Source organism: Pseudenhygromyxa sp. WMMC2535 (assembly GCF_011083025.2).
Genome location: NZ_JABJWV010000001.1, coordinates 3,593,035 through 3,605,229 on the forward strand (window position 1 = coordinate 3,593,035; position 12,195 = coordinate 3,605,229).

Here is a 12,195-nt window from a genome sequence, read left to right on the forward strand (position 1 = left end):
AATGATCCACGCGTGCGGGCGCTCGTGCGATCCTGCGCGAGATGCCCACGCACGAGCCCGCGCCAGGCACCGCGCCCGCGCCCGGTATCGATCCGCGCCAGCGCAAGCTCGGGCTCGTGCTCCACCGCCTGGGCGTGTGGATCGTCCCCGCGTGTCTGGGCGCGGCGATCGGCTTCTACCTCGCGGACCAGGGCCTGGCGTGGCTGCCGGACATGCTCGGCCTGCTGCTGATCATCGGCGCGCTGGCCCTGCTCTTCGTGGCTGGCGGGCGCGCGCTCCAAGGCGACGCCTTTCGCAAGACGGCCCACGGCCGCGAGGTCCGCCGGCGGGTCCTGGTCGCCACGTTCTTGGCCATGGCCGCGGGTGTCACCCGCCTGGCGGTGTTCTGGGTCAGCCAGGACAGCCCGCTGACCGAGCTCGAGCGCCCCGACTTCGACCCCTCGCGAGCCCAGCGCAGCCGACACCTGCGCAGCTTCTTGCTGACCTACGCGGCCGAGCTCTCGCTCTACGAGAAGGCCACGCGCCTGACCGCGCTGCTCGGCCAAAACCCCAACGTCGTCAAATTCATCGACGCTCCGCACCACGATCGCGAGCTCGGGGTGGGCAGCTTCTCGAGCTACCGCCAGCAGCTCCAGGGCACCCGCGACGCCGCGCGGATCAGCGCCGGTCGCCGCTACCTCGCGGTCCTCGAGCGCGGGGTGAAGGGTCGAGAGGAGGCCCGGGCGGCCGGGGTCGAGTGGCTCTGGGATCGGATCGAGCGTCACCTCTCGGTGCTCGCCGGCTACGGCAAGCTCGAGCGCGGCGTCGATACGGCCGGCAGTGACCTCGAGGTCATCAGGCGCGGGGTCCGGCGGGTCTGGTATCCGGCGCAAAAGGGGGTCGCCGAGTGGATGGGAGATACGCGGCTGCGCCGGGTGGGCTGGTACCTGATCGACGAGGGGCTGCAGGAGGGTCTCGAGGACGCCCTCGAGCCCGGCGACGTGCTGCTGACGCGCAAGAGCTGGTACCTGAGCAACGTCGGTCTACCGGGTTTTTGGCCGCACGCGGTGCTCTATCTCGGCGACCCCGACAAGCTCGCGGCTTACTTCGACGATCCCGAGGTGCACGCGTGGCTGCACCGCGAGACGGGCGAGGCGATCGACTTTTCGACCTATCTCGAGCGTCGCCACCCGGTCCGCTGGCGACGCTATCGGGCGGGGCGGATCGCCGAGCCCTACCGGGTGATCGAGGCGATCAGCGAGGGAGTCGTTTTCAACACCCTGGACCACTGCGTCGGCGATTACGCCGCCGCCATTCGCCCGCGCCTGTCCAAGCTCGACAAGGCCCAGGCCATCGCTGCTGCTTTTGCTTTCTTGGACCGGCCTTACGACTTCGACTTCGACTTCGCCACGGATCACGCCTTGGTGTGCACGGAGCTGGTCTGGCGCGCCTATCGGCCCGCGCAGGGCAAGCGCGGCCTGACGCTGCCTCTGGTCGAGCTCGCCGGTCGCCAGACCTTGCCAGCGAACGAGCTCGCGCGCCTCTATGTGCGGGAGCGGGGCAGCGTGAATGCGCAATTCGAGTTCGTGTACTTCATCGACGCGGTCGAGCGTCAGCAGGCCGCGGCGGTCTCCGACGAGGCGACCTTCCTCGAGACCCCCGAGCGCGGCAAGTGGGACTATCGCCGGCAATGACCCAGGGGGGACGGGGACTCCGCCGAGCGCGGGTGAGGCTCGATGACCCACAACCGATGGGGTGGGGTTGACCGAGAGCCGAAAGTGATACCGTAGCGACCATGCGCGCTGCGGATCTGGTTCTCGACGAGCTGCTCGAGTACGCCAGCGACGGGGGGGTGATCCGCTTCGCTGGTCAGCGCGCGCTGATCTTCGACGCGGTCGCCCTCGGCCTGCTGCGCAAGGAGCTGGTCGACCTGCTCGGGCTGACCGCGGCGCGCGGGGTCATGACCCGCTTCGGCTACGCCCACGGCTGGCGCACGGCCGAGACCCTCGAGCACGGCCTGCCCTGGGAGAGCCCGCGCGAGTGGCAGCGCGCCGGCGGGCGCCTGCACCGGCTCCAGGGCATGGTCGGCTTCGAGCCGGTGCACCACAGCGAGCAGGCCTCGCCGCCGCCCTTCGCCGAGGCGATCTGGCGCGACTCCTACGAGGCCGAGCAGCACCTGCTGCACTTCGGCGAGGCCGAGGAGCCGGTGTGCTGGTCGTTGTGTGGCTTCGCGGCCGGCTACCTCAGCCGCGCGTTCGGGACCAAGGTGTTTTGCGTCGAGACCAGCTGCCGCGGGCGCGGCGACGCGGTCTGTCGCATGCGCGCCGACTCGCGCGAGGTGATGATCGAGCGCGGCTACGGCCGGGCGATCGATTTCTACGAGCAGCGCGAGCTCGACGACGCGCTGATCCGCGTGCGCGAGACGATCCACGAGCTCGAGCGCAAGCTCCAGGCCCGCCGGCGCTCGCTGGGCTCGGGGCGCGCGGCGGCGCTCGACGAGGACGAGGTCGAGGGGATCGTCGCTCGCAGCCCGCTGATGCGCGCCGTCCTCGACATGGCCCGACGCGTCGCCCCGGTCGACTCGACCGTGCTGATCTCCGGCCCCACGGGCTCGGGCAAGGAGCGCCTCGCTCGCTTCATCCACGCGCACTCGAGCCGCGCGGGCGGGCCCTTCGTGGGGGTCAACTGCGGGGCCATGCCCGAGCAGCTGCTCGAGAGCGAGCTCTTCGGCCACACCAAAGGCGCGTTCACCGGGGCGACCCGCGAGCGCGTCGGCCTGTTCGAGGCGGCGCACACCGGGACCTTGCTGCTCGACGAGATCGGCGAGCTCACGGCGGCGACCCAGACCCGGCTGCTGCGTGTGCTCCAAGAGCGCGAGGTCCGGCGCCTCGGCGAGAACCACCCCCGGCCGGTGGATGTGCGGATCTTGGCGGCCACGCATCGCGACCTCGCCGCCGACGTCGCCCAGGGTCGCTTTCGAGAGGACCTCTACTACCGTCTGCGCGTCGTCGAGATCCAGATGCCGCCGCTGCGCGAGCGCCCCGAGGACATCCTCCCGCTCGCGCGCCTGCTGCTGGCCGAGGCCGGCGATCGCATGGGTCGCACGCTCTCGGGCTTCGAGCCCGCGGCCTGCGAGGCCCTGCTCGCGCACACCTGGCCGGGCAACGTCCGCGAGCTACAAAATGCCGTCGAGCGCGCGGTAGCGATGGCGCGGGGGCGGACCGTCGAGGCGGGGGACCTGCCCAAGTTCGAGGCCCGGCGCCTGGGCAGGCGCGGCCGGGCGGGGGGGGGCGAGCGCCCGCTCGACCCCTTCGCGCACACCCACGAGGGCAGCAACGGCGAGGCCGCGCGAGAGCACGCGCAGGCGCACCGGCGCCTCGACATGAACCTCGCGGAGATCGAGCGCGAGCACATCCTCGCGGTGCTCGCGGCAGCCGGGGGAAACAAGGCCGAGGCCGCGCGGCGCCTCGACATCGGGACGGCCACGCTCTTTCGCAAGCTCAAGAAGTACAAGGCCGAATAGACCCGGCGTGTGCGTGTCGCCGGTGCTTCGCTGGCACGCTTGTGCCAATGTGGCACGGACCGGATGGACCGCTCTTTTGGCCCGCGACGGGCTGGACGGCCGGTTGTGCCGCCCGGACGTTGGGGGCGAGTACGACATGCGCATGCACACGGGGTGGAACGATCGATGCATTGTTCGAATGCGTGACGCCGCCAAACCTCAGGTCCCTACTCAAGCTGATCGCCGCCGAACTCGAAAAGCTGGGTCGCGATTACCAAAAAGTCGCGCGTAGTGCTCGCAAGCGTTCGCAAAGAACGCTGGCTCGCACGCTCAGCCGCCGCGAGGGGGACAGCCTGCGCGCGCTGAGGTGCTTTGTGGAGCGCGCCGAGGGCATGCCCGCCCTCGACAGCTTCGTCCGCCTCGACTGGGGCTTCCCCTTCATCGACACCACTCATGTGTCGAATGGCGCCTCGATCGAGGAGCTCCTCGACGCGGCGGAGGAGAGCGACGCTGCGCTCGAGCAGCTCTATGGTGAGCTTCGCCGTAATATGGCTAACCCCGCTCAGGGATTCGAAGGGGTTCGCGAGACCTTCGAGTCGCTGCTCGAGACCCGCCAGCGCGAGCTCGGCGAGACCATGAAGCGCCGACCGATGGGTCGTGGCATCGGCATTGCAGTCTAGGGCCATCGCGTCATGTCCGCGATGCTCAGCACCCCTCAACCCGCCCCCTCGATCGAGTTTCCGCCCGCCACGCCGAAGCTCGATCGGACCATCTCGCGCACGTTCTCGAGCCCGGCGGCGCGGGAGCGGGGGAGGGAGCGGGGGGAGGCCACCGCCGCCACCGCCGCGCGCTCGGGGGAGATCGGGGGCATGCGGCAGACGATGCTCGGCGCGCCGATCCCCACCCCGGATCCGGACGCCCCCAAAGCGCGGACGGGGTCGAGCGCAGGGGAGGACTCCCAGCCCTGCGACCAGCTGCGCCAGACCCTGGCGCGGGCCTCCCAGGGGACCGGTGAGCCGCAGGAGCGCTGGCGTCCGCTGACCCGCGTGCGCCTGGCCTCGGGGGATCGCGTGCCCGGCACGCGCTACGAGATCGTGCGCTGGCTGGGCGAGGGCGGCATGGGCATGGTCTTCGAGGCGGTGCACGTCGACCTGCGGCGCTCGGTCGCGCTGAAGATCCTCAAGCCGAGCGCGACTGGGCACGACGACCGCGACCGCGAGCGCTTCTTGAACGAGGCGCGGACGCTGGCGCAGATCCACTCCAACCATGTGGTCGAGGCCTTCGACTTCGGCGAGCTCCCCGACGGGCGACCCTTCTACGCCATGGAGCTGCTCCAGCCCAAGAGCCTCGACGCGGAGCTGTGCGACGGCGAGCCGCTGCCCCTCGACCGGGTGATTGCGATCTTGCGTCAGTGCTGCAAGGCCCTGGCGGACGTCCACGCCCAGGGCGTGGCCCACCGCGACATCAAGCCCGAGAACGTGCTCTTGCAAGAGTGCGGTGGTCGGCCGGACTGCGTGCGCCTGGTCGACTTTGGGATCGCGGCGCCCTTTGGCAGCAGCCCGCAGCTCGCGGGCACGCTGCTCTACATGGCCCCCGAGCAGCTGCGCGACACCGAGTTCGATCAGCGCCTCGACATCTACGGCCTCGGCTGCCTGGCCTTCGAGATGCTCACGGGGGAGCCGCCCTTCACGGCCCGCAACGCGCCAGGGCTGATCAGCGCGCACCTCGAGACGCCGCCGCCCAAGCTCAGCGATCGCCGGCCCGAGCTGCCCCGGGAGCTCGACGCGGTCCTCGACAAGTGCCTGGCCAAGCGCCCCGAGGCGCGCTACGCCGACGTCCACGAGCTCGAGGTCGCGCTGTGCGAGGTCCAGATCGCGACCGGGCTGACCACCGGCTGGGACGACCTCCCGCTGCCCGAGGTCGACGAGGCCCGCCGCGAGGCTCTGGCCCGCGACATGCCGCGGCTGCGCCAGCGTCGTCGCCGTCGCCTCGGTCGCCGCTTGCTGATCGCCTGCGGCGCGTTCGCGATCGGCGTGGCCTCGGCGATGTCGACCTCGGTCTCGGCCGATTCGCCGAGCGTGGCCGCGAGCGTGGGCATCGATCCCGACACCGAGGTGGTCGAGGAGCTGTTCGAGGACGCCCGCGCCGCCGGCAGCATGGCGCGCTGGGTCTACCCGCCGAACAACGAGCCCGACGCGTCCACGGCCCTCGAGCTGACCTACCAGCTCGAAGGCCACGGCGGCCCGGCGCGGCCGATGGCGCTGCTGCGCGCGGCCCAGCTGCGCGCCGAGTTCTCCAAGGCCCTGGTCCGCCTCGGGGATCGCTACTGGGGCGAGCCCCACGGCGAGCCCTTCGCCGTCGAGTTCTACGCCCAGGCGCTGCTCTTCGACCCCGATCTCGAGCACGCCCGCGAGCGCGTCGGCATGAGCACGCCGCAGCTCGCCAACTTGCAAAATCGCCTGGTCAAGGGCGAGTACACCGAGTTCGAGCGCGAGCTCGGGGCGGTGCTCGGCGTGCTCGCGGAGCAGGACACGGAGCGTCGCTCGGAGCGCGCGGCCGAGCTGCTCGCCGACGAGATCAAGCGCCCGACCTCGCTGCGGGTCAACGACCAGCTCGCCGAGGTCGCGGGGGTGCCCGAGCGCGCCGAGTCCAGGCGCGGCGCGGGCCTGGTCGGCGTCGACCAGGGCGAGGCCGACGCCGACCAGGCCGCGCCGGCGCCGGACCAGGGTGAGGCCGACGCGGACGCGGACGCGGACGCAGAGGTCGAGGACGCGGCGCCCGCGGCCAGCGAGGACGACGCGCAGACGGCTCGGAGCAACGTCGAGTTCGGCGGTCAGCTGTCGCGGGCGGTCGCCCGCTCGCGCGCCCGCGAGCTCAGCCGCGAGGGCGAGCGCGCGCTCAACTGGGGCCGCCACGGCCGCGCGCGCAACCTCTTCGATCAGGCCCTCGACCTCGACCGCAGCCATGCCCCCGCGCTCGCGGGCATGGCTCGCGTCGACCTCGCGACCGGCAACACCGAGGCCGCGTACCGAAACGCGCGCAAGGCCGCGTCGAACTCGCCCAAGAGCGCCGACATCCAGCTCTTGCTCGGGGACGCGAGCGCCGAGAGCGGGCGCGAGAGCGAGGCGCGGACGGCCTACGAGGCGGCCGAGCGCCTCGGCAGCCACAAGGCCAAGTGGCGGCTGCGCACGCTTTGAGCCCCCAACTCACCCACGACTTCCTGATTGTCCTCCACCTTCGTCTGAGTCAATCGATCGGCATGACCCCCGCGCCTGCGTGTAGGCGCGGGGGTTCTTTTTGTGTCGGGGCGAGCGTCGACCAAGACGAAGGCCCCGGGGCGAGACGCCGCGGGGCCTTGCAGGGGGGCAGGGGCTGGCTGGGGGGGCTCAGGCCGCGCGGATCAGGTGGTCGAAGGCGCCCAGGGCAGCCTTCGCGCCGTCGCCGGTGGCGATGATGATCTGCTTGTAGGGCACGGTCGTCGCGTCGCCGGCGGCGAACACCCCAGGGACCGAGGTCGCGCCGCGGTCATCGATGACGATCTCGCCGAAGCGGTTGAGCTCGACGCTGCCCTCGAGCCACTTGGTGTTGGGCAGCAGGCCGATCTGCACGAACACGCCCTCGAGCTCGAGCTCGCGCGACTCGCCGGTGTTGCGGTCCTCATAGCGCAGGCCCGTGACCTTGTTGCCGTCGCCGAGCACCTCGGTGGTCTTGGCCATCGTGATGACCTCGACGTTGGCGAGGCTGGCGAGCTTGCGCTGGAGGACCTCGTCGGCCTTGAGCGAGTCGAGGAACTCGAGCACGGTCACGTGGGCGACGACGCCGGCGAGGTCGATGGCGGCCTCGATGCCCGAGTTGCCGCCGCCGATCACCGCGACGCGCTTGCCCTTGAACAGCGGGCCGTCGCAGTGGGGGCAGTAGGTCACCCCGCGGGTCCGGTACTCCTGCTCGCCGGGCACGTTCATGTCGCGCCAGCGGGCGCCGGTCGCCAAGATGATCGCCCGGGCGCTGAGTGTGGCGCCGCTCTCGAGCTCGACTTGGGCGAGCGCGTCGGCGGTGGCCGGCACGAGCGCGCGGGCGCGCTGGTTTTTGATCACGTCGACGTCGTAGGCGCCGACGTGGGCCTCGAGCGCGGCGGCGAACTTGGGGCCCTCGGTCTCGGTGACCGAGATGAAGTTCTCGATCGCCAGGGTGTCGAGGACCTGGCCGCCGAAGCGCTCGGTGACGATGCCGGTGCGGATGCCCTTGCGCGCGGCGTAGATCGCCGCCGCGGCCCCGGCCGGCCCGCCGCCGACGATCAGCACGTCGTAGGGCTCGCGGGCGGCGATCGCCTCGGCCTCGCGGGCGGCCGCGCCGGTGTCGACCTTGGCGAGGATCTCGCCGAGGTCCATGCGGCCCTGGCCGAAGGGCTCGCCGTTGAGGAAGATCGTCGGCACCGCCATGATCTGCCGGTCTTCGACCTCGGCGGGGAAGGCCGCGCCGTCGATGGCCGTGTGGCGGATCTTGGGGTTCGAGGTGGCGAGCAGGTCGAGGGCCTGGACCACGTCGGGGCAGTTCTGGCACGACTGCGAGAAGTAGGTCTCGAACTCGAGCGCGCTGTCGAGGGCGCGGACCTGGTCGAGGACCGCCGCGTCCTGCTTGGGCGGGTGGCCGCCGACGTGGAGCAGGGCGAGCACCAAGGAGGTGAACTCGTGGCCCAGGGGCAGGCCGGCGAAGCGCACGCGCGGGGCCTCGTCGGGGCGGTGAATCGCAAATGACGGCCTGCGGACCTCGCCTTGGCTGGTGTCGTCGGGGCCGAGCTCGACGAAGTCGACGAGCTCCGAGGCCGCGGCCAGCTCGCCGAGGAGCTCGCGCATCTGGGTGGCGACCTCGCTGTCGTCGAGCGCGGCGCTGAGCCGGATCGGGTGGCGAAGGTGGCCGAGGTAGGCCTTCAGCTGCTGCTTGAGATCATCTTCCAACATGGTGTCCTCCAAAGCGCATCGCGGACGGGGGTCGGGCCGAGGTGAGAGAGAAGGGATAAAGGGGCGGCGGCGCCGACCGGGGCGCGGGGGGGCAATGTCTGCCCCGCTCGCGCCGCCGCCCACGGCTGCACGGCTCAGATCTTGCCGACGAGGTCGAGCGAGGGCTTGAGGGTCTTTTGGCCCTCTTCCCACTTGGCGGGGCAGACCTCGCCGGGGTGGTTGGCGACGTACTGCGCGGCCTTGACCTTGCGCAGCAGCTCGAGGGCGTTGCGGCCGATGCCGTTGTCGTGGATCTCGTAGAGCTTGATCTTGCCCTCGGGGTTGACCAGGAAGGTGCCGCGCAGGGCCAGGCCCTCTTCCTCGATCAGGACCTCGAAGTTGCGGGCCAAGGTCGCCGTGGGGTCGCCGATCATCGGGTAGTTGACCTTGCCGACGGCCTCGGAGGTGTCGTGCCAGGCCTTGTGGGTGAAGTGGGTGTCGGTCGACACGCCGTAGATCTCCACGCCGAGCTTCTGGAAGGCCTCGTAGTTGTTGGCCAGGTCCTCGAGCTCCGTGGGGCACACGAAGGTGAAGTCGGCGGGGTAGAAGAAGAACACGGACCACTTGCCGCTGATGGTCTCGTTGGACACGGGGATGAACTCACCCTTGTGGAAGGCGGTCGCGGAGAAGGGCTTGATGTCGGTGTTGATCAGGGACATGGAATTCCTCGTTTGGGTTTGGACGGCGCGCGTCGTGGCGCCGCGCTCGATGAGAGCATGGCCATTTGATAACATCTTTCAAATAGAACATGCTTCATGTGAGTTCAGAAAAAGTGAACTTCTGAGCACGCGCCATGGATCTCGCACAGGTCACCCTCACACAGATGCGTTACGCCGTTGCGGTCGGCGACGCGCGGAGCTTTCGGACCGCAGCGGAGCGTTGTCACATCTCCCAGTCCGGGCTCAGCATGCAGATCCGCAAGCTCGAAGAATTGCTCGAGGTTGCGCTCTTCGACCGGGGCAAAAAACCCGTGCTCGTGACACCGGAGGGCGAGGTCGTCCTCGGCCAGATGCGAACGGTGCTTCGCGAGACCGAGCGCCTCGGGCAGATCGCGGCGGCGCAGGGCGAGCCTTCGGGGCCCCACCGTCTCGGGGTGATCCCGACGCTGGCGGCGAGCGTGCTCCCGCTGTTCTTGAAGACCTTCATCGAGCGCTACCCGCAAGTCGAGCTGATCATCGAGGAGCTCAAGACCGAGGAGATCATCGCCCGGCTGCGCGAGGACACCCTCGACGCCGGGATCGCGGCGACGCCCCTGGGCCTGCCCGAACTCCACGAGGAGGCCCTGGGTTACGAGGCGCTCTTCGCCTACCTGCAGGCCGAGGATCCGCTGCTGCGCAAGAAGCGGGTCGCCCAGGCCGACCTGCGCGAGCGCGAGCTGTGGGTCATGCCCGAGGGGCACTGCTTTCGCAGCCAGGTGCTGTCTTATTGCGACGCCAGCTCGGCGCCGGAGGCCGCGCGGATCCGCTTCGAGAGCGGGAGCTTCGAGACCTTGATGCGCCTGGTCGACGGCGGCCTCGGGGCGACGGTGGTCCCGGCGCTGGCCCTGCGCGAGCTCCCGCCACAAAAATACGCGGCGCAGGTCCGGCCGCTGGTGGCCCCGACCCCGGTGCGCGAGATCGGCCTGGTCACGGCGCGCACGGACTACCGCCGCCAGGTCAACGCGGCCCTCGTCGAGGTCGTGCGTGGGAGCCTCGAGCAGCCCCTGGGCGCCCGGCCGCGGCGGGCCGTGGTCCTCGAGCCGATCTGAGCGCTTCGGGGTCGCTGGGCGGCGCCGGGGGTGACGGCGCGTGGGCGATGGGAGCGCGCTGGCGAGAGACGTGCGCCAGCGCCCAGGGGGCGCCCTCGGCCGCGGGGATGGGCCCGCCTGGACTCGACGGCGCAGCGAGAATAGGATAGTCCCCGCCCATGCCCGGCGAGGCAGCACGCAAGTTGACCCGGGAGGAGATCGAGCGCGAGCTCAAGGTGCTCATCATCGAGGCCTTGAAGCTCGACGAGACCACCCCCGAGGACATCGACAGCGAGGCCCCGCTGGCCTCGGCGGGGATCGGCCTCGACTCCATCGACGTGCTCGAGCTCGCCATGGCTGTCCACCGGCGCTTTGGCGTGACCAGCCAGGGCGACGACGAGGCCAACCAGCAGATCTACGCCAGCGTCCGCAGCCTCACCGACTTCCTCGAGCGCGAGCAGGCCAGCGGCGCCACGCTGGCCCCGAGCGAGACGGCCTGAGCGAGCCGGCCCGAGCGAGCCGGCTCGCCGAGCCAGGTGGGCCGCAGAGGCAGGGCCGCGCGGGTGCTGATGGCGCGCGAAAGATGCTCGCCCGTGGGGCTGGGCTGATAAAGTGGGGTCATGGTGTTGGCCCCGCCCTCGACCCTCGCGTCCTTGCTGGTGCTCGCGCTGAGGCTCGGCGAGGCGCCCGAGGAGGTCGTCACGCCCACGCAGCCGCAGCCGGGGGAGCCCGCGATCGCGCCGGCGCACGTCGACAACGAGCGGGCCACCGCGCCCGTGCAGCAGCCCGCGGAGATCGCCGAGCCGCCGGTCGAGCAGGCGCCGGTCGAGCAGGCGCCGGTCGAGCAGGCGCCGGTCGAGAGCGGGGAGCTGCCGAGCTGGGAGGCGCCGCAGCCGGGCCAGCAGCCGCAGCCGGGCCAGCAGCCGCAGCCGGGCCAGCAGCCGCAGCCGGCGGGTGAGCTCGAGGCCGGCCAGCCGCCGGGCTACTGGGAGACCCCGGTCGAGCCGCAGCCGCCCGCGCCCCCGCGCCCGCCGGTGTCGGGGGTGGTGCTCTTCGGGCCGGCGGCAGGGCTCTTCGGCGTGGTGGTCATACGCCAGGTGATCTCGGCGAGCATCTGCGACGACCTCTACTGCGGCAACCGGGGGGCGGCGGATCACTTTTTTCTGGGCGGCGTGATCGGCCTCGCCGGAAGCGGCGGCTGGCTCGAGGGGCGCCGCCAGGCGTGGCGTCGCCAGGCCGCCGGTCAGCCGCAGCTTCGCCCCGTCGGCCGCATCGCCGCAGGCTGGACGCTCTTCGCCGTGGGCGTCGCGGGGCTGATCACCAACGTCACGCTCTACAGCGTCTGCTACGACGGCGCGTCCGGGCCCTACACCCAGATCTCGGGCTTTCGCTACACCTGCTCGCCCGGGGTCTCGGCCGCGGTCAGTGACGTCTCGGCCCTCGTGGGAGCGGCCGGCGCCGGCCTGGCGCTCTCGGGCCACGCCCAGGCGCGCTTTCAGGGCAACTTCGACCTGACTGTCGCACCCCATGGCAGCCGCGACCAAGTTGGGCTATCGGTCTCGGGCCGCTTCTAGCAGCGGCCCGACGCCATGCCTCGACCCTCGACGAATCGCCTGCGCCAGAGCCTGGACCAGATCGCCCGCTCGCTGCTGATGTGCCTGGCCGTGTGCGCGCTCCTCGTGGTCGGCGCGTGCAAGGGCGAGCCGCGGACCATGCAGGTCGAGATCGCCGTCGAGGGCATGGTCTGTGACTCCTGCGCCGAGGCCATCACCCACGAGCTCGAGCGCCTCGAGGGCGTGCGCGCGGCCGACGTGAGTTACGACCGCGGCTCCGCGGTGGTGACCTACGAAGAGGGCGCCGTCGAGGTCGCGGCCCTCGAAGAGGCGATCGAGGGCATCGGCTACCAGGCCGAGCCAGGCGCGGCCGAGCCCGCGCCCGAACCAGAGACCTGAGCGCGGCGGCGGCCCGCCAAGGTTCGGGTCTCGGCGAGC

General features: G+C 71.2%; 10 protein-coding genes. 8 read left to right on the top strand and 2 right to left on the bottom strand.

Features of this window, described 5'->3' with window-relative positions; translation table 11 throughout:
- The first annotated feature begins 41 nt into the window (after positions 1 to 41).
- From G6O69_RS14055 to G6O69_RS14070, 4 genes are all read left to right on the top strand, one after another.
- Complete coding sequence (locus tag G6O69_RS14055) at positions 42 to 1,673, top strand: YiiX/YebB-like N1pC/P60 family cysteine hydrolase (RefSeq protein ID WP_172304010.1); 1,632 nt, start codon at positions 42 to 44, stop codon at positions 1,671 to 1,673.
- 101 nt (positions 1,674 to 1,774) lie between these two features.
- A complete protein-coding gene (locus tag G6O69_RS14060; protein ID WP_172304011.1) occupies positions 1,775 to 3,502 on the top strand; it encodes a sigma-54-dependent Fis family transcriptional regulator in 1,728 nt (575 codons plus the stop codon).
- A 170-nt stretch (positions 3,503 to 3,672) separates the two neighbouring features.
- Complete coding sequence (locus G6O69_RS14065; RefSeq protein WP_172304012.1) at positions 3,673 to 4,161, top strand: hypothetical protein; 489 nt, start codon at positions 3,673 to 3,675, stop codon at positions 4,159 to 4,161.
- 12 nt (positions 4,162 to 4,173) lie between these two features.
- The gene (locus tag G6O69_RS14070; protein ID WP_172304013.1) at positions 4,174 to 6,678 is read left to right on the top strand and encodes a serine/threonine-protein kinase; all 2,505 of its coding nucleotides are present in this window, start codon (positions 4,174 to 4,176) and stop codon (positions 6,676 to 6,678) included.
- Positions 6,679 to 6,867: 189 nt separating this feature from the next.
- Here the strand turns inward: G6O69_RS14070 and ahpF are convergent, their stop codons facing one another.
- Positions 6,868 to 8,439 (bottom strand): alkyl hydroperoxide reductase subunit F, encoded by a 1,572-nt coding sequence (gene ahpF / locus G6O69_RS14075; protein WP_172304014.1) that lies wholly within the window; start codon positions 8,437 to 8,439, stop codon positions 6,868 to 6,870.
- 134 nt (positions 8,440 to 8,573) lie between these two features.
- Positions 8,574 to 9,137, bottom strand: coding sequence for an alkyl hydroperoxide reductase subunit C (gene ahpC, locus G6O69_RS14080; protein WP_172304015.1), 564 nt, complete (start codon positions 9,135 to 9,137; stop codon positions 8,574 to 8,576).
- Between the two features lie 164 nt (positions 9,138 to 9,301).
- On the opposite strand from ahpC, the gene G6O69_RS14085 reads away from it, so the two are divergent.
- The 4 genes from G6O69_RS14085 to G6O69_RS14100 all read left to right on the top strand — a co-directional run bounded on the left by G6O69_RS14085 (position 9,302) and on the right by G6O69_RS14100 (position 12,156).
- Positions 9,302 to 10,225, top strand: coding sequence for a hydrogen peroxide-inducible genes activator (locus tag G6O69_RS14085; RefSeq protein ID WP_172304016.1), 924 nt, complete (start codon positions 9,302 to 9,304; stop codon positions 10,223 to 10,225).
- Between the two features lie 158 nt (positions 10,226 to 10,383).
- Positions 10,384 to 10,704 (top strand): phosphopantetheine-binding protein, encoded by a 321-nt coding sequence (locus G6O69_RS14090; protein WP_172304017.1) that lies wholly within the window; start codon positions 10,384 to 10,386, stop codon positions 10,702 to 10,704.
- A gap of 120 nt (positions 10,705 to 10,824) precedes the next feature.
- Positions 10,825 to 11,778 (top strand): hypothetical protein, encoded by a 954-nt coding sequence (locus G6O69_RS14095; RefSeq protein ID WP_172304018.1) that lies wholly within the window; start codon positions 10,825 to 10,827, stop codon positions 11,776 to 11,778.
- A gap of 15 nt (positions 11,779 to 11,793) precedes the next feature.
- Positions 11,794 to 12,156 carry a cation transporter gene (locus G6O69_RS14100; RefSeq protein ID WP_172304019.1) on the top strand — a complete coding sequence of 121 codons (363 nt, stop codon included), beginning with the start codon at positions 11,794 to 11,796 and terminating at the stop codon, positions 12,154 to 12,156.
- The last annotated feature ends 39 nt before the right edge of the window (positions 12,157 to 12,195 follow it).

Bases quoted from the DNA above. Each gene is read 5' to 3' on its own strand.
- G6O69_RS14055 (WP_172304010.1), top strand. From the start codon at position 42: ATGCCCACGCACGAGCCCGCGCCAGGCACCGCGCCCGCGCCCGGTATC.
- G6O69_RS14060 (WP_172304011.1), top strand. From the start codon at position 1,775: ATGCGCGCTGCGGATCTGGTTCTCGACGAGCTGCTCGAGTACGCCAGC.
- G6O69_RS14070 (WP_172304013.1), top strand. From the start codon at position 4,174: ATGTCCGCGATGCTCAGCACCCCTCAACCCGCCCCCTCGATCGAGTTT.
- ahpF (WP_172304014.1), bottom strand. From the start codon at position 8,439: ATGTTGGAAGATGATCTCAAGCAGCAGCTGAAGGCCTACCTCGGCCAC.
- ahpC (WP_172304015.1), bottom strand. From the start codon at position 9,137: ATGTCCCTGATCAACACCGACATCAAGCCCTTCTCCGCGACCGCCTTC.
- G6O69_RS14085 (WP_172304016.1), top strand. From the start codon at position 9,302: ATGCGTTACGCCGTTGCGGTCGGCGACGCGCGGAGCTTTCGGACCGCA.
- G6O69_RS14090 (WP_172304017.1), top strand. From the start codon at position 10,384: ATGCCCGGCGAGGCAGCACGCAAGTTGACCCGGGAGGAGATCGAGCGC.
- G6O69_RS14095 (WP_172304018.1), top strand. From the start codon at position 10,825: ATGGTGTTGGCCCCGCCCTCGACCCTCGCGTCCTTGCTGGTGCTCGCG.
- G6O69_RS14100 (WP_172304019.1), top strand. From the start codon at position 11,794: ATGCCTCGACCCTCGACGAATCGCCTGCGCCAGAGCCTGGACCAGATC.